The organism is Streptococcus sobrinus DSM 20742 = ATCC 33478 (assembly GCF_000686605.1).
Classification (GTDB): Bacteria; Bacillota; Bacilli; order Lactobacillales; family Streptococcaceae; genus Streptococcus; species Streptococcus sobrinus.
The window spans coordinates 14,426-30,284 of sequence record NZ_JMLC01000005.1 but is presented as its reverse complement, the minus strand read 5'-3'; the positions used below and the strand labels follow the sequence as shown (position 1 = coordinate 30,284).

Sequence of the window (15,859 nt, the reverse complement as noted above, 5' to 3'; positions counted from 1 at the left end):
GCTTGCTTCTAATTTAGTCAAGCACAGCCAAAATGTCAGCTTCACGGATGATAGAAAACTTGTCGTCACCATCTTTGACATCAAGACCAGCACCATTTTCGACCAAAACCTTATCGCCTTGGGCAACGCTTGGAGCAATCAGGTCCCCATGCAGGGTTCGACTACCAGGACCGACTGCCAAAACAGTGGCTGCCTTAGTCGCTTCGTGGGAGCTACCCGCCAATACAAAACCACTAGCTGTGGTCTCTTCTACTTCTTCAAATTTTACAACGATACGATCGCTTAAAGGTTTTAACATTACCATACCTCCAAAAGATTTTTTAGCACTTTAATCATCCGAGTGCTAGCTACAGTTATTATTCTATCATTTGGTCAAAATTAGTCAAGAAAAAAACTCTATTTTATACATATCAAACTTCAAAATCCGATTTTTGATATTTTCTTACAGTAGTGCGGACGGAAGCAAACTCTTTTTGAGAGTTTCATTCTTAAGATTGAGCCCAAGTCCCAAAAACCCCGTTTTCAGTGATACCTCTGTTATCACTGAAAATTCCACTACGGCGAAAATATCAGTTTGTGCTCACTTCGTTTGCAGATTAACCCGCAACAAAGTTTTTCTACTTGAAAACAATGTCAGATTTTGATTTTAACTTAGTATTCGCGTAGAGTTTTCTAAATTACTTAGGTAGGGAAATCACTAACCTGATAAGGAAGGCTAGGAAGGTCTCTAATGGCGAGGCTGATCTTAATTTTTGCAAAGGCAAGCTCTGGCAAGTTTTTACTTGAGAATTTCTTTTTCTAAGACCTGAGCGATGCCATCGTGGTTGTGGTCGAGCGTGACTTTTCCGATTCTTTCCTGTAGGGCCTGAGGGGCATTGCCCATAAGGATACCTTGACCGACGGTCTCCAACATTTCCAAGTCATTATAGTTATCGCCAAAGGCTATGGTTTCAGAAATTGGCACATAATAGTAGTCCGCAAGAGCCTTAACAGCCTGACCCTTGTCAATACCTGTCGCCATGACCTCAATCAGATGAGGGAGGGATTTGGCAATGGACAGGTCAGGATAGTCTTCTTTTAGCGCCTGCAAGACTTGCTCAGTCCGCTCAGGCGGACACATAACCAAGACCTTGTGGGCCTCCTTGAGGCTAGCCAACTGGTCCAGGTCGGCAATCTGAGACTTGAGGCCAACGACCACTTCTTCATTGTGAACCAAATTGTGGGCCTGTTGGGAAGAATACCAAGCCTTGTAACTATAGATATTCCAAGCTAGATCTTGGCCTAACTTTTCAATGGTATGGCAGACCGAGAGGACCTCAGTCATGGCCATAATCTTGCTATCGACAACCGTACCATCCTGGGCCTGAATCAGGGCCCCATTATAGGCGATGATGGGGCTGGGGATACCAATCTCATCAATAATTGGGCGAATAGCCTCCGGCATCCGAGCTGAGATGGGGACAAAATATAGTCCCTTATCTACGCATGCCTTGATGGCTCTTGCCGTTGCCCGAGTCACCTGATGTTCCTGATTAAGCAGAGTCCCATCTATGTCACTGAAAATAATTTGCATGAGTTTTTCTCCTTGACCTAAATTACCTTCATTATAACATTTTCTAGGTTTTGTTTTCCTTCACTATGAAATTAAGAAGAAAGGGTATGTGGTCAAACCCCATTGCCCACAGGATAGTAGCTAGGATTTAGGGATGACAGGTAGAAATTCCTAGTTAACTCATTTTGCCCTAGCTAAGGATTATCTGCGGTTTCGTGTCCTACCCCATAAAGTTGGTCGATTTTAGCAACTTTATGGGCTTAAGGAGGAGCTAGTCAGGCAATCATCACTGCTGACGGTTAGTCAGTTAAAGGTTATTTTTTACCAACAGTCTCTCTTCAATAGGCACTTTTATACTCAACAAATATCAAAACTTTCAATTTTGATACTTTCTAACGCAGCAAGTTCATCAGAGATTAAAAATCACTGATGAACTACGGTAATCGCTATGGCGACTTACCTAGCCACCTTACTCTTTCATTTCCAAAATAATATCGATTTTGAAAATGGAATGTCGTTTAAAAGTGCGGACGCAAGCAAACTCCTCCAGAGTTTCATTGCTAATTTTCGAGCCACTGTCTCGAAAATTTCCGTTATTAGCGACAAGACAGTTGTCGCTAATAATGCCACTTTGGCGAAAGTATCTCTCTATCCTTACGTCATTTGCTAGGATCTTGTGCCTTTTTAACAAGATTAAACAAGGCCAGAGACGTCAGCTAAAAGTTTTGAAGATTAATGAGTATTAGTTTTTTAGAGAAAAGCAAAAATCACCCAAGCGATGGACAAACTCAGGTGACTAATTTTCATGTGATTTCTTGTGGGAAGTGGGAATCACATTGGACAAAGAAAATGGATGTTAGAAAGGGAGTTCCTCTTCTTCGAGGACTAGGTCGGTTAGGTCACTGGCTCCATTGTTTTCCCTCAGGGCACGTTGGGCACGGCTTTCTAGCAGCTGGAAGGACTGGGCTAGGATTTCAGTTACATAGTGGGTCTGGCCATCCTTTTCGTAGTGGCGGGTTCTAATTTCCCCATCTAAGGAAACCAAACTGCCCTTGCCGGCATAAGAAACTAGGCTTTCAGCCAACTTGCCCCAGAAAACAACATTGACAAAGTCAGCCTGCCGCTCGCCATCCTGAGTTTTAAAACGGCGATTAACCGCTAGAGTAATGTGAGTAACAGATTTATTCGAGGGTGTTTTAACCATCTCGGGAGCTGCTGTCAAACGACCGATAAGAATGACTTTGTTATACATAGGTTCACCTCCTTACTTTTATATTCGTAAAAGGAGACAAAAAAAGGAAAAATTTTCTGTTTTTCCTCTGAATTCTATAGATTTTTCTAGCGAATAGAAGGCTTGGCTAACCTTAGCCTTGCCAATGTTTGGCGGGATTGAAGGCCTCTCCAACAACGGCTGCATCATCTAGCTCGATAATGCCTCGCTTCTGGGGAGCATTGGGCAGGTCTAATTCGCGGGGGGCACACATCATGCCATAGCTGTCAACACCGCGGAGCTTGCCTGGGAAAATCAGGCTGCCACTAGGTATCATGGCACCTGGCAAGGCCACGATAGTCTTGAGTCCGACAGCAGCGTTGGGAGCTCCGGCCACGATTTGAATGGTCCGGCCTGGACCAATAGCCACCTGACAGATATTGAGGTGGTCGCTGTCTGGATGAGCTTCCATTTCCTTAATCTGACCGACGACAAAGACTGGATTTGGGGTAGCTTCTAGCCTTTCCTCAAAGCCTTCCTGGGCCAATTCCTGATTGATAATCTCTAGATCCTTATCGCTAGGGAAAACTTGACCATTCCCCGTCAAATCAATTAGGCTAGAGGCATCAAAAATATTCCAAGCCAGAGTGCGACCGTCTTTTTCAGCATAAACACGGGCAACCTTGCCTTTCCGCTCAACTTGACGGGCGATTGGCTTGCTATCTTGGAGGATGACCATGAGGACATCTCCGACTTGTTCTTTATTGTAGGCAAAAATCATGGCGATGCGACTTCCTTCTTTTTATTCTAATCCTGCTAAAAAGCGGTTAATTTCTTCCTTGGTCTTGCGGCGTTTATTGACCAGACGGCCAATTTCCCGACCATTTTCCACGACAATGAGACTGGGAATGCCGAAAATATCCCACTTCTGGGCCAGGAGCATAAAATCATCCCGGTCCACTTGGACAAAGGTCAGACTTGGATTGTTAGCCTCTAGCTCATCCAAGAAGGGATAGAGAAATTGACAATCGGGGCACCAGTCCGCTGTAAACAAGAAGACAATCCGGCCTTCTCGCTCCAAATAGGTAGCTAATTCTTCATAAGTGTCTGGTTTAAGCATCTGCATCACCCTCACTGTAAAAAATATCGCCAGCATCATAGGCAAAATCAAGGACACGACCATCTTCAAAGACCAGACCACCTGACAGACTGGACCCCTGGCTCTCGTAATCCTTGATATAGAGAACCTGAATGTCCCCCATCTGGCTGAAATAAGCCCTGATTTCAGCCAAAATTTTGGCCTGCCTGCGGTCGGCCAGTTTTGCTTGTAGACCATAGCCTAGAGCTGTTAGGCCTGCTAGACCCGCCAGACTGGCAGCCAGCAGTAATTTCTTATTTTTCATGTCTTTCATTTTATCATAAATAGAAGGCTTTGGCGACAGACAGAAAATCAAGGCGAGACAGCCATATGGCTAGCTTTATGCTAAAATAAGACTAAGAGCCTTCGAAAATCAAAATTTCCCTTCGTTAACTCACTTTGCCGTTTCTGCTGAGGAAAGCAAAGTTTCCACCATTTCCAACTTCAAAAGGTCTCCCAGACCTTTAAAGCTGTCTGTACTTCGTTGCCTTGGTAAATCTTGATTTTCATTAGTATAAGAAAGCGAGGATGTCATGACAGACTTATTTAGTAAAATTCAAGAAGTGACCAGTCTCAAGGGCTTGGCTGGCCATGAAGGGCAGGTGCGAGACTACCTGCGTCAGGCCATTGCCCCCAATGTTGACAGGATTGAAACCGACGGTCTCGGTGGCCTCTTTGGGATCAAGGAGAGCTCCGAACCTCAAGCCCCTCGGGTCATGATTGCAGCCCACATGGATGAGGTCGGCTTTATGGTCAGCCACATCAAGGAAGACGGAACCCTGCGGGCGGTGGCCATCGGTGGCTGGAATCCCTTGGTGATTTCCTCGCAACGCTTCACCCTGATAAGTCGTTCTGGTCAGAGACTGCCCCTTATTTCAGGCTCGGTTCCACCACATTTCCTAAGGGGCCAAAAGGGCCAAGCCAGTCTGCCAACGGTCGCTGATATTATTTTTGATGGCGGCTTTAGCGATAAGGCAGAGACTGAAAGTTTTGGCATCACGCCCGGCGACATCATTGTCCCTGATAGTCAGGCCATTCTGACGGCCAATCAGAAAAATGTCATCAGCAAGGCCTGGGACAACCGCTACGGTATTCTCATGGTGATTGAAGCTTTGGAAAGTCTGAAAAATAGCCAGTTGGACAGCACTCTGATTGCTGGAGCCAATGTTCAGGAGGAGGTTGGCCTGCGGGGAGCCCATGTCTCGACAACCAAGTTTGACCCCGAGCTCTTCTTTGCCCTTGATTGTTCGCCAGCCGGGGACGTCTATGGCGAACAGGGCAAAATCGGCGATGGGACGCTGATTCGTTTCTACGACCCAGGCCATGTTATGCTGGCCAATATGCGGGACTTTCTGCTAACAACGGCGGAGGAAGCCGGTGTCAAGTACCAGTACTATGCCGCTAAAGGTGGCACCGATGCTGGTGCTGCCCACCTGCAAAATAGTGGTGTACCTTCGACTACCATTGGAGTCTGTGCCCGCTATATTCATTCCCACCAAACCCTTTACAGCTTGGACGACTTCTATCAGGCTCAGGCCTTCTTGCAAGCCATCCTCAAAAAATTAGACCGCTCAACGGTCGATCTTATCAAAAATTATTAACGGAAAGGGACTGGACTGACCGCTCTTTGGAATACAAGCGGGGCAAGTCTTGGTTAGAACTATGAAAATTGGATTTATCGGCCTAGGAAAGATGGCAACAGCCATTATCAAGGGCCTAGAAAAAACGGACTTTGAGATTTTAGTGGCAGGGCGGGACCCTGAGAAAACAGCCCGTCAGGCCCAAGAACTGGGTGTCAGAGCCCTAGCCCAACACAGCGAATTGGTGACCCAAGCTGACCTGATTGTCCTGGCTGTCAAGCCTCAGGTCCTGCCTTCAGTTCTGGACAAATTGACTTTCCACCAACCCATCATGTCCATGGCAGCTGGAGTTAGCCTAGAGTGTTTGGCTGAACTGACCGACCCAAGCCTGCCTCTGATTCGGATTATGCCCAATATCAATGCCCAGATTTTACAAAGTACGACGGCTATCTGTCGCAATCAACAGGTGGATGACCAACTCTTGGACCTGGCTAAGACCATCACCAACAGCTTTGGCTCGACCTTTGAGATTGCTGAAAAGGACTTTGATAGCTTTACGGCTTTGGCTGGTTCTAGTCCAGCCTATATCTACCTTTTCATGGAAGCCTTAGCCCTGGCTGGTGTCAAACACGGACTACCTAAGAATCGAGCCGTGGACATCGTGACCCAAACGGTCCTGGCTAGTGCTCAGAATCTCAGCCAAGGTCAGGATAGTCCCCACGATTTGATGGATAAAATTTCCAGCCCTGGCGGCACCACCATTGCAGGTTTAGCCGATTTGGAAAAGACCGGTTTAACAGCTTCCGTCATTTCCGGCATTGATGCGACCATCGCTCGGGCCAAGGAACTCTAGGATTAACTATAGCCTTAAAAATTTTTCTTTTAGAACTCGTAAAACTCCTCAGAATTTCGGTTTCTGAGGATATTTTTATTCAAGAAAAGGCTGTGCTTTCAGCATATCAGTCAGTCAGCAGATAACAATCCTCAACTAAGTGATATTGAACGGACAAGACTTCTTCTTCAGCTAAATTATAAGCATGGCCAAGAATCGGACTCCTTTAGAATTCGGGAATAAGGTTGCTTAAACTATCCTCTATTTGACTGTCTTCTTGACAGGGATTGCAGTAAAAAGTAAATTTTCGCTCTTAAATTCTTCTTTTCATTTTTTGCCGGCAAAAAATAAGGTCGGGACTAGCTTATCTTCCTCGACCTTAATCTTAATTATTTATCCTAGTGAGCAAGTTGTTGCAACAATGTCGCGACAAACCCCATCAGAACAACAAAAGCATTCATGGACATGTGGATGGCAATGCTGTACTCAATTCGCTTAGACTGCATGGCGACGAAGCCAAAGACTAGCCCCATGCCTCCATAAGAAATCCAGCCACCAATATCGCCAGGATCGCTGTAGAGGTGGAAGTAGCCAAAGAGAAAGGCGGTCACAATCCAACCAACCCACTTGAGCCAGCCATCAAAGCCAAAGACCTTCTCCAGCAGACACTTTCGGAAAATGAGTTCTTCAACAATTGGCGCAAAAAGCACTGCCAAAGTGAAGTACAAGTAAAATGGCATCTCCAGATTATTGAGAGCTGCTTGGTTGGCGCTTGTAGTCGAGTGAGTCATAAACATGCGCACAAGGCTACCCAAAAAATTAATAACCATGACAGCAGGAAAAGCTGTAAAGTATAGGGAAAATTTCGTGGTTGCCAAAGGCTTTAAGGATAGTGGTTCTTGGAGCTTCCGCATCAAGAGAAGAAGAAAAACTGACACCAGAATAAATCCGAAACTAGCAATCAGGGAAACTCCCATATTATGTAAATTTTTGCCGCCAAGCAAGAGACTCTGCATGCTGAAGTCTAAATAAAAAATAAAGAAGGCTAAGAAAATCCAAGTGATTTTGTCTAAAACTGTTTTAAGGAGAAGGCTTTGTTTTCCTTCAGCAGGTAGGTCAAAGTGAGTTAACGAAGCGACATGATAACGATACAATCGTTTTTACTGTCTGGTTGGAGTCAGTCAGGAATATAGGAAGTTGCACTAGCAACTTTCGTAGCCACTCAACTAAAAGACAGCAGAGTGACTTTATGCGTGACGACACGAAAAAAGGAAAGCCGGTGGTGATGCTTTTCTTTTGAAGTTAGTGAGAGGCATAGGCAGACCGCGGTGGTGGCTACCGTTGCAAAGCAAGATTTCTCAATTCTAGATTTGCTTTGTTCGTTGTATCTTGAGATTTCTCGCGAGGCTGGGATTTAACGGGGGTCATGGCCAATGGTAAAGACAGCCAGGGTATTAGGGCCGACATGAGCTGAGATAATTGGGCCTAGGGGCATGATGAGAACTTCTGAAATAACAGGACTATCCAACAATTTTTCCTTGAGGTCTTGAGCGCTGGCCTCATCATTGGAATAGGCAACGATAGCGGTGCTAGCTTCCACATTTGTCATCGCCCGAGTCAACATCTCTTTGATACCTTTTTTTCGCCCACGCAGTTTGGCCAGAGGAACTAGCTTGCCCTCGGTATCCAGCCAAAGAAGAGGTTTTATATTGACCAGGCTTCCAATCAGAGCAGAGCTCTTAGACAATCGCCCCCCTCGCATAAGATGGTAGAGGTCATCTACTAAGAAATGGGTCCGCAGGCGAGGCAAAATATCCAGAACCTTGGCCTTGACTTCATCTAGACTAGCCCCTTGGTCTCGCAGCTGGGCCGCCAGTATGGAAAGATAGCCCTCACCGCCAGCAGCTGCCCTAGTATCAATAATCTCAATGATGGCTTCTGGATAGTCCTCTAAGACCAAGTCTCTAGCAATCTGGCTGGACTGATAGGTCCCTGAAAGAACCGATGAAAATGCCAGATAAAGAACTGGTCGCTCTGCTTGGGCGTATTTTCTAAAGCTAGCTTCAAATTGGCCGACATTAACCTGACTGGTCGTTGGCTTACCGCCATCTTTCATGGCCTGCAATAGCTCCTCACTGCTAATCCGGTCAGGACCAGCTGTGGGGTAGGTTTTATCATTTAGGGTAATCGTTAATCCGAGAATATCAATATCCTGAGTCTGGGCCCAGTTTTCGTCTAAATCGGCAGTCGAATCAGTAATGATTTTAAAAGTCATGCCAACCTCCGTTTTTCTAGAATTCAATGGATACCAAAAGCAGACCAAAGAATGGGAATGCTTTGATGCTCAAAGAATTATTTGATTTTCTCTCTCCAGAGACTAGCATAACCGACTTTGGAGCATTTGTAAATGATTTTATCCCTCTAAATCAACGGCTTTCCATTTTTTTTACTTAAAAGTAAGACCCCTTAGTCACTTGTCCTTTTCAGGTCCTAGAGGTCGTCCAAAATGGAGCGGAGCTTATCCAACTGGTCATCATCAAGCGAACCTAGGCGAGGGGTGTAGAGGTCAATAGTTTTAGACATCTTGTCCAAGTCTGATTTGACCACATTGACCCGCTCCTCCAGCTCTCGGGCAGAGACTCGCAGGGCTCCTTGGGAAAAGACGGTCCATTGCTCATTAAGGTCGCTGGTGGCCACTTCAACCCGATTGAGGGGGCTGTTGAGCTCAGCCGCCATCCGCTCAATATAGGAATCAGCCGTTTCATTCTCCTCAGTAAAGACAACCGTCAAAGCATAGTCATCATATTTCTGGCGACTGCCAGGAACATACTGGGCATCAAAGACACAAATAATCTCTAAATCTTCAAAACTAGCATAATGACTGAGCTTTTGCAGGAGGATGGTCCTAGCAGCATCCAGCTGGTTGGTCTTGAAGAGCTGATAGGTCTCCCGCCAAAAGGCAATCATATTGTAGCCATCAACCAAAAGAATCTTCTTTTTCATGGCAACCTCCTTTTTGAGTGAATTTATACTCATTTAACATCAAAACTTTCATTTTTGATACTTTCTAACGTAGTAAGTTCATCAGCGATTAAAATCCCTGATGAACTACGGTAATCGCTAGAGCGACTTACCTAGCTACCTTACTATTTCCCTTTTCAAAATAATATCAATTTTGAAAAGGGAATGTCGTTAAAAAGTGCGGACGCAAGCAAACTCCTCACAAGATACAGAGCCGTTAAGCACCGCAAAGGAAAATAGGAAGACTGACGAAGGAGCTAATAGAGCTCCAAGGCAGATTTCTCTTTTTCCACAGTGGTGTAGGCGCATTCAATTCCGGAGTTTCATTACGACATGAGGTTAGGCTAGCCGATTTTACTGGCCTAACCGAGTTAATCAGGGGGCTAGCCAATCACTATTGAGATTGGCGTTAGACATCGCTACTTTAGTAGCTGATGGCTTTGCCCCGTGATAAATTTTGAGCCCCTTCGCTTTCGAGTTTTTAAGCTCAGGCAGATTTAGTCCACCGGACTAAATCTCTCTCAAAATTCCCATTATTAGCAACGGCCGTGCTTGTTGCTAATCTACCACTTTGGCGAAAGTATCACTTTATCCTTCAGTCATCTAACTAAAGTACTCGGCATCTTAGCGAATTGTGTCCATGCTGAAGCAAAAAATAGCAGGTTTTGAACCTTAAAGAGTATAAAAAGGCCAAGAGGTGGCCTTGATAGTTTGTGCTAGGAGCGAAAGCAGAGCTAGAGGCTTACCCTATCTAAACCTAAGTCTGAGCACAGAAGACTACAGGCATCTGAGCCCAGAATGCTATCTACTTTTAGAAAGCTCAGAGTAATAGATAGGTTGACTGGGATTATTCCAATCTAGCTCACCCGCCCCCCACTCTGGGCTAGGGCAAAGTCATTCAAAGCTTGTTTCTGAAGACTTCATACATAAGAACAGCTGCAGCCACGCTGGCATTGAGGCTTTGGACATGGCCAGTCATGGGAACGGTAATCATTTCATCAACCTGCTTCTTGAGGTTGGCCGAAATTCCCTTACCCTCATTGCCGATAATCAGGGCTATCTTGCCCGCGGTATTCCACTTGTGGCTAGGCGTACCGTCCATATCGGTGCCAAAAATCCAATAATTTTCCGCCTTGAGATTATCTAGGGTCTGGCTGAGATTGGTTACCCGAGCAATAGGCACATGTTCCACCGCTCCTGTCGAGGTCTTAGCAACAACAGGGGTGACACCGACTGCTCGGTGCTTGGGGATAATAATTCCAGCCACGCCCGTCGCATCAGCCGTCCGAAGAATGGACCCCAAATTATGGGGATCGGTCAGACCATCCAAAATCAAAATTAGGGGATTTTCTTCCTGGTCCGCCTTGGCCAAAATGGTCGCCAAGTCGCTATAGGCAAATTGGGAAACCCGCAGGACAAAGCCCTGATGGACCGCTCCCTGAGTCATCTCGGACAAGGTTTTCTTGGGTATCCAGGAAATGGCCACCTTTTTTTGACCCGCTAGAGCCTTGATTTTATCGACATTCTTGCCCCTCAGGTCATTCTGGATATAGAGTTTATTGCCGGTGTTGGCCTCCAGGGCCTCGATGGTGGCGTGAACCCCATAGACGACATCATTTGCTTGTTTTTCTGTCATGACTTAAATACTTTCTTTAATACTTCCCCGACGGTTGAAACGCCAATGACTTGGATGTTTTTAGGAATTACAATGCCATGCAAGGCATTTTTAGGAGCGTAAACCTTGGTAAAGCCCAGTTTGGTAGCTTCATTGAGGCGTTGCTCAATACGGTTGACCCGACGAATTTCACCAGTCAGACCGATTTCCCCGATGAAAGCATCTTGGGCATTGGTCGGTGCTTCCTTGTAGGAGGAAGCGATGGCGACTGCCACAGCTAGGTCGATGGCAGGCTCGTCCAATTTGACCCCACCAGCCGACTTGAGGTAGGCATCCTGATTTTGCAGAAGGAGTCCACAGCGTTTCTCCAATACGGCCATAATCAGGCTAACCCGATTGAAATCCAATCCTGTCGTGGTTCGCTTGGCATTACCAAAAACAGTCGGTGTGACTAAGGCTTGCACCTCGGCTAAGATGGGCCGGGTTCCTTCCATGGTGACAACAATAGCCGATCCCGTTGCCCCGTCCAGACGTTCCTCTAAAAAGAGCTGGCTGGGATTGAGGACCTCAACCAGACCGCCCGTCTGCATCTCAAAAATACCGATTTCGTTGGTTGAACCGAAACGATTTTTGACCGCCCGCAAAATTCGAAAGGTATGGTGGCGTTCCCCTTCAAAATAGAGAACTGTATCCACCATGTGCTCCAACATCCGCGGACCAGCTAGGGTCCCTTCCTTGGTCACGTGCCCGACGATAAAGGTAGCAATGTTATTACTCTTGGCCAGCTGCATGAGCTCAGCAGTTACCTCTCGGACCTGGGAAACCGAGCCCTGAACACTAGTAATTTCGGGACTCATAACCGTCTGGATGGAATCGATAATTAGAAAATCTGGTTGCAGACGCTCAATCTCCGTGCGGATATTTTGCATATTGGTCTCCGCGTAGATATAGAACTCATTGTCAACATCACCTAGTCGCTCGCTACGAAGCTTGATTTGCTCGGCAGATTCTTCCCCAGAAACATAGAGGACCGTTCCCTTATTAGCCAGCTGGGTGGAGACTTGCAGGAGTAGGGTGGATTTCCCGATACCGGGATCCCCACCGATAAGGACCAGACTGCCTGGCACGACACCACCCCCCAAGACACGGTTGAACTCATCCATATCCGTCTTGGTCCTAGCATAATCAATGGAGGAAACATCTTTCAACTTGGTTGGCTTGGTCTTTTCGCCTGTCAAGGAAACCCTGGCATTCTTGACCTCTTCGACTTCCTTTTCTTCGACAAAGGAGGACCAGGAACCACAGTTGGGACAACGGCCCAGATACTTGGGCGAATTGTAGCCACATTCCTGACAGACAAAGGTTGATTTTTTCTTAGCGATAATAAAACTCCTTTTCTTCCATGATTTGCTTGAGGACTTGACAACTTGAAGATAAGCAAGTCTATCTTACTTGCTCGTCGGAATTAGTCAGAGGTAATTCTAACCCCTGCAACTTCCCATTTCTTCTTGGTTTTTGGAAAATGCTTCTTGTTAGCTACACCGATTGCGGACAAGTCTGCGGTCGTCTCAAAGCCCAGTTTTGCTGATGCCAGCACCGAATGCTTAACACAGCAATTGCCATCTACACCAACAAATTCAAGGGAGCGAGCCTGATGGTCCCTTAAAAATTTCAAGAGTTCTGGATTAGTGAAGCAGGAAGCTCGACGCTTTTCAAAGACCTGATTGGAGACCTTGAGTAGGGGCGCAATTAGCTTCTTTTCCTGCCGGCTAAATTCCCAGAAAAAACGATTGACAATATAGACAACCCTGTCTTGGGGATAGCTTACAATCTTGTTATTGATGGCCCCAACAAGGTCGGGGTTGGAATGGAGCTTTCCCGGACCTACATAATCATCCTGCATGTCAATCACCAATAGATAGTCTGACATCTTGTCACCTATTTCCCCGTTGAGCCAAAACCGCCGGTACGAGTGCCGGTCGCTTGGTCGTCATCCGCTACCAGATAAGGGGCGAAGACGGCCTGAACAATCCGGTCACCGACTTCTAAACTCACCTTTTTATTGGTAATATTTTGCATCTGGGCAAAAATATGGCCCTCGTTATTGGGGTTACCGTAGTAGTCGCCATCAATTACCCCAACCGAGTTAATCAAAACCAGCCCCTTCTTGCGAGGATTAGAAGAGCGGTCATAGAGATAGAGAACCTCTCCTGGTTGCATGTAGGCCTTGACCCCCGTCGGTACCAGGACGATTTGCCCTGACTCAATTTGGGTAGTTTCTGCCACCTTCAAATCGTAACCAGCCGCATGAGCCGTCTCCCGCTTGGGAAGCAGATCTTGATTGTCATATGAGCTGACCAGCTCGAAACCACGAATTTTCGCCATATTTAACCTCACAACAGTTTTTTACTGTTTCCTATTATACACTAAGATATTCGGCAATAAAAAGGAAAAAACTAGCTTATCTCGTGATTTTCTAGGGAAAATTTCCCAGTCCGATAATTTATACGCATCAAATTTCCAAAACTGAATTTTGATAGTTCTTCTCTTCTACCTTCCTAGGCTCATACAGGGCTGGAACCAAAGATATAATGACCTAAAGCCTATTTCTCTCAATTTCCTAAAACTCCTTCCTTTTTTCCTCTCTTTGCGACCATTAAATATGATATAATGAAGGCGATACTATGATATGGAGACCTATTATGACAAAACAAAAAGTTGCTGTTTTGGGACCGGGTTCTTGGGGGACTGCCCTTGCCCAGGTTCTCAATGACAATGGGCACGAGGTCCGCATTTGGGGAAATATCCCTGAACAAATTGATGAAATCAATGAGAAGCACATGAATACCCTTTATTTCAAGGATATTGTGCTGGATGAAAAGATTAAGGCTTACAAGGATTTGGGCCAAACCCTAGATGGGGTTGATGCCATTCTCTTTGTCGTGCCAACCAAGGTGACCCGTCTGGTCGCCAAGCAGGTAGCGGAAATCCTCGACCACAAGGTTGTCGTCATGCACGCTTCTAAGGGGCTAGAACCTGGTACTCACGAACGTCTCTCAACCATTCTGGAGGAAGAAATTCCTGCCGATTTGCGCAGCGACATCGTGGTTGTCTCAGGACCGAGCCATGCCGAAGAAACCATTGTCCGCGATATCACCCTGATTACGGCGGCCTCCAAAGATTTGGAAGCCGCTAAGTATGTTCAAGCAATCTTCAGTAACCATTACTTCCGCCTCTATACCAATCAGGATGTTATCGGTGTGGAAACCGCTGGAGCCCTGAAAAACATCATTGCTGTCGGAGCTGGGGCCCTGCATGGTATGGGCTACGGCGACAATGCCAAGGCTGCCATCATTACTCGTGGCTTAGCTGAGATTACCCGTCTTGGGGTTAAAATGGGAGCCAATCCTCTAACCTACAGCGGTCTGTCTGGAGTTGGGGATCTGATTGTTACCGGAACCTCCGTTCACTCCCGCAACTGGCGGGCTGGGGATGCACTAGGTCGCGGTGAAAAACTGGAAGATGTTGAGCGCAATATGGGTATGGTCATCGAAGGAATTTCAACCACCAAGGTGGCCTATGAACTTGCTCAACAGCTGGGTGTCTACATGCCAATTACTTCAGCCATTTACAAGGCCATCTACGAAGGAGCCGATATCAAGGAATCTATCTTTAATATGATGTCCAATGAACTGCGTTCAGAAAATGAATGGCAGGATAATAAAAAATAAACGGAAGAAAAATAAATAAGAAGGAAACGAAAGATAGTATGACTAAAGTTAGAAAAGCTGTTATCCCAGCAGCTGGATTGGGAACCCGTTTCTTACCAGCAACCAAGGCTCTGGCCAAAGAAATGTTGCCGATTGTGGATAAACCGACTATCCAATTTATCGTTGAGGAAGCCCTTAAGTCAGGAATTGAAGACATCTTGGTCGTGACAGGTAAGGCTAAACGCTCTATCGAAGACCACTTTGACTCCAACTTCGAATTGGAATACAACTTGGAGCAAAAAGGTAAAACTGACCTGCTCAAGCTGGTCAATGATACAACGGCTATCAATCTTCACTTCATCCGCCAAAGCCATCCACGTGGTTTAGGAGATGCGGTTCTGCAAGCCATGGCATTTGTCGGCGATGAACCTTTCGTTGTCATGTTGGGTGATGACCTGATGGATATTACCGATGACAAGGCTGTTCCTTTGACTCAGCAGCTCATCAACGATTACAAGGAAACCCATGCTTCTACTATCGCCGTTATGCCGGTGCCCCACGACGAAGTTTCTGCTTACGGAGTCATTGCACCTCAAGGCCAGGGCCATGACGGACTCTATTCCGTAGAAACCTTTGTCGAAAAACCAAATCCTGAGGATGCCCCAAGTGATTTGGCTATTATCGGCCGCTACCTCCTGACACCGGAAATCTTTGAAATCTTAGAAACCCAAGAACCTGGGGCAGGCAATGAAGTTCAGCTGACCGATGCCATTGACACCCTAAACAAAACGCAAAGGGTCTTTGCCCGTGAATTCACCGGTAAACGCTATGACGTTGGTGATAAGTTCGGCTTCATGAAGACCTCCATCGATTACGCCCTCCAGCACCCTCAAGTCAAGGATGACCTCAAGGATTACATCATTGAGCTTGGTAAGGAACTAGCTGGCAAGGAAGAAAAGTAAGAGGCTATCCCAGTCTCCTAAGTAACTAGTAAGAAAATTGAGCCACCCTCAACATTGGCTTAGGGTGGTTTATTATTGTTCAAATTCAATAAATATCCGGTTAGCCTACTTCTTTGCTACTGATTTCGAGTAAGGAATTTCTTTGCTTATTCAGATTGACCGTTTTGGTCTTAACTCAGCAATCATTTTTATAATCTTTTTGTAATTTTTTAAAAATCTCTTGTTTTCTCCCGCTAAAG

17 protein-coding genes are annotated in these 15,859 nt (G+C 46.0%); 4 read left to right on the top strand and 13 right to left on the bottom strand.

Going from position 1 to position 15,859, the window contains the following annotated elements; translation table 11 throughout:
• Positions 1 to 13 precede the first annotated feature (13 nt).
• From groES to BS63_RS0103465, 6 genes are all read right to left on the bottom strand, one after another.
• Positions 14 to 298 carry a co-chaperone GroES gene (groES, locus tag BS63_RS0103490; protein WP_002961824.1) on the bottom strand — a complete coding sequence of 95 codons (285 nt, stop codon included), beginning with the start codon at positions 296 to 298 and terminating at the stop codon, positions 14 to 16.
• A 480-nt stretch (positions 299 to 778) separates the two neighbouring features.
• Positions 779 to 1,573, bottom strand: coding sequence for a Cof-type HAD-IIB family hydrolase (locus BS63_RS0103485; protein WP_028798435.1), 795 nt, complete (start codon positions 1,571 to 1,573; stop codon positions 779 to 781).
• An 835-nt stretch (positions 1,574 to 2,408) separates the two neighbouring features.
• A complete protein-coding gene (locus BS63_RS0103480) occupies positions 2,409 to 2,804 on the bottom strand; it encodes a single-stranded DNA-binding protein (RefSeq protein ID WP_002962590.1) in 396 nt (131 codons plus the stop codon).
• A 112-nt stretch (positions 2,805 to 2,916) separates the two neighbouring features.
• On the bottom strand, positions 2,917 to 3,543 hold the full coding sequence (ytpR, locus tag BS63_RS0103475; RefSeq protein WP_004205742.1) for a YtpR family tRNA-binding protein: 627 nt from the start codon (positions 3,541 to 3,543) through the stop codon (positions 2,917 to 2,919).
• 21 nt (positions 3,544 to 3,564) lie between these two features.
• A complete protein-coding gene (locus BS63_RS0103470; protein ID WP_004205745.1) occupies positions 3,565 to 3,882 on the bottom strand; it encodes a thioredoxin family protein in 318 nt (105 codons plus the stop codon).
• A complete protein-coding gene (locus tag BS63_RS0103465) occupies positions 3,875 to 4,165 on the bottom strand; it encodes a DUF4651 domain-containing protein (protein ID WP_004205748.1) in 291 nt (96 codons plus the stop codon). The genes BS63_RS0103470 and BS63_RS0103465 overlap by 8 nt, the downstream gene beginning before the upstream one ends.
• Before the next feature lie 268 nt (positions 4,166 to 4,433).
• On the opposite strand from BS63_RS0103465, the gene pepA reads away from it, so the two are divergent.
• Both pepA and proC read left to right on the top strand, forming a co-directional pair.
• Positions 4,434 to 5,501, top strand: coding sequence for a glutamyl aminopeptidase (pepA, locus tag BS63_RS0103460; protein WP_004205750.1), 1,068 nt, complete (start codon positions 4,434 to 4,436; stop codon positions 5,499 to 5,501).
• Positions 5,502 to 5,562: 61 nt separating this feature from the next.
• Positions 5,563 to 6,333, top strand: coding sequence for a pyrroline-5-carboxylate reductase (proC, locus tag BS63_RS0103455; RefSeq protein WP_004205752.1), 771 nt, complete (start codon positions 5,563 to 5,565; stop codon positions 6,331 to 6,333).
• Positions 6,334 to 6,710: 377 nt separating this feature from the next.
• On the opposite strand, the gene BS63_RS0103450 is transcribed toward proC, so the two are convergent.
• The 7 genes from BS63_RS0103450 to BS63_RS0103420 form a co-directional block, all read right to left on the bottom strand.
• Positions 6,711 to 7,466, bottom strand: coding sequence for a CPBP family intramembrane glutamic endopeptidase (locus BS63_RS0103450; protein WP_004205755.1), 756 nt, complete (start codon positions 7,464 to 7,466; stop codon positions 6,711 to 6,713).
• 260 nt (positions 7,467 to 7,726) lie between these two features.
• A complete protein-coding gene (locus tag BS63_RS0103445) occupies positions 7,727 to 8,587 on the bottom strand; it encodes a DegV family protein (protein ID WP_004205757.1) in 861 nt (286 codons plus the stop codon).
• 215 nt (positions 8,588 to 8,802) lie between these two features.
• Positions 8,803 to 9,315 (bottom strand): NYN domain-containing protein, encoded by a 513-nt coding sequence (locus tag BS63_RS0103440; protein ID WP_004205759.1) that lies wholly within the window; start codon positions 9,313 to 9,315, stop codon positions 8,803 to 8,805.
• A 916-nt stretch (positions 9,316 to 10,231) separates the two neighbouring features.
• Complete coding sequence (rlmB, locus tag BS63_RS0103435; protein WP_002961675.1) at positions 10,232 to 10,969, bottom strand: 23S rRNA (guanosine(2251)-2'-O)-methyltransferase RlmB; 738 nt, start codon at positions 10,967 to 10,969, stop codon at positions 10,232 to 10,234.
• Entirely contained in the window at positions 10,966 to 12,330 is a 1,365-nt protein-coding gene (radA, locus tag BS63_RS0103430; RefSeq protein ID WP_028798434.1) for a DNA repair protein RadA, read from the bottom strand. Before radA ends, rlmB begins: the two co-directional genes overlap by 4 nt.
• 83 nt (positions 12,331 to 12,413) lie before the next feature.
• Entirely contained in the window at positions 12,414 to 12,878 is a 465-nt protein-coding gene (locus tag BS63_RS0103425; protein ID WP_002961681.1) for a cysteine hydrolase family protein, read from the bottom strand.
• A gap of 8 nt (positions 12,879 to 12,886) precedes the next feature.
• The gene (locus BS63_RS0103420; protein ID WP_002961683.1) at positions 12,887 to 13,333 is read right to left on the bottom strand and encodes a dUTP diphosphatase; all 447 of its coding nucleotides are present in this window, start codon (positions 13,331 to 13,333) and stop codon (positions 12,887 to 12,889) included.
• Positions 13,334 to 13,650: 317 nt separating this feature from the next.
• On the opposite strand from BS63_RS0103420, the gene BS63_RS0103415 reads away from it, so the two are divergent.
• Both BS63_RS0103415 and galU read left to right on the top strand, forming a co-directional pair.
• Positions 13,651 to 14,679 carry an NAD(P)H-dependent glycerol-3-phosphate dehydrogenase gene (locus BS63_RS0103415; RefSeq protein WP_002961685.1) on the top strand — a complete coding sequence of 343 codons (1,029 nt, stop codon included), beginning with the start codon at positions 13,651 to 13,653 and terminating at the stop codon, positions 14,677 to 14,679.
• Between the two features lie 38 nt (positions 14,680 to 14,717).
• Entirely contained in the window at positions 14,718 to 15,620 is a 903-nt protein-coding gene (gene galU, locus BS63_RS0103410) for a UTP--glucose-1-phosphate uridylyltransferase GalU (RefSeq protein WP_002961687.1), read from the top strand.
• Positions 15,621 to 15,859 lie beyond the last annotated feature (239 nt).

Excerpts from the sequence above, each read along its gene's own strand:
- groES (WP_002961824.1), bottom strand. The coding sequence starts at position 298 with ATGTTAAAACCTTTAAGCGATCGTATCGTTGTAAAATTTGAAGAAGTA.
- BS63_RS0103485 (WP_028798435.1), bottom strand. The coding sequence starts at position 1,573 with ATGCAAATTATTTTCAGTGACATAGATGGGACTCTGCTTAATCAGGAA.
- BS63_RS0103480 (WP_002962590.1), bottom strand. The coding sequence starts at position 2,804 with ATGTATAACAAAGTCATTCTTATCGGTCGTTTGACAGCAGCTCCCGAG.
- ytpR (WP_004205742.1), bottom strand. The coding sequence starts at position 3,543 with ATGATTTTTGCCTACAATAAAGAACAAGTCGGAGATGTCCTCATGGTC.
- BS63_RS0103470 (WP_004205745.1), bottom strand. The coding sequence starts at position 3,882 with ATGCTTAAACCAGACACTTATGAAGAATTAGCTACCTATTTGGAGCGA.
- BS63_RS0103465 (WP_004205748.1), bottom strand. The coding sequence starts at position 4,165 with ATGAAAAATAAGAAATTACTGCTGGCTGCCAGTCTGGCGGGTCTAGCA.
- pepA (WP_004205750.1), top strand. The coding sequence starts at position 4,434 with ATGACAGACTTATTTAGTAAAATTCAAGAAGTGACCAGTCTCAAGGGC.
- proC (WP_004205752.1), top strand. The coding sequence starts at position 5,563 with ATGAAAATTGGATTTATCGGCCTAGGAAAGATGGCAACAGCCATTATC.
- BS63_RS0103445 (WP_004205757.1), bottom strand. The coding sequence starts at position 8,587 with ATGACTTTTAAAATCATTACTGATTCGACTGCCGATTTAGACGAAAAC.
- BS63_RS0103440 (WP_004205759.1), bottom strand. The coding sequence starts at position 9,315 with ATGAAAAAGAAGATTCTTTTGGTTGATGGCTACAATATGATTGCCTTT.
- rlmB (WP_002961675.1), bottom strand. The coding sequence starts at position 10,969 with ATGACAGAAAAACAAGCAAATGATGTCGTCTATGGGGTTCACGCCACC.
- BS63_RS0103425 (WP_002961681.1), bottom strand. The coding sequence starts at position 12,878 with ATGTCAGACTATCTATTGGTGATTGACATGCAGGATGATTATGTAGGT.
- BS63_RS0103420 (WP_002961683.1), bottom strand. The coding sequence starts at position 13,333 with ATGGCGAAAATTCGTGGTTTCGAGCTGGTCAGCTCATATGACAATCAA.
- BS63_RS0103415 (WP_002961685.1), top strand. The coding sequence starts at position 13,651 with ATGACAAAACAAAAAGTTGCTGTTTTGGGACCGGGTTCTTGGGGGACT.
- galU (WP_002961687.1), top strand. The coding sequence starts at position 14,718 with ATGACTAAAGTTAGAAAAGCTGTTATCCCAGCAGCTGGATTGGGAACC.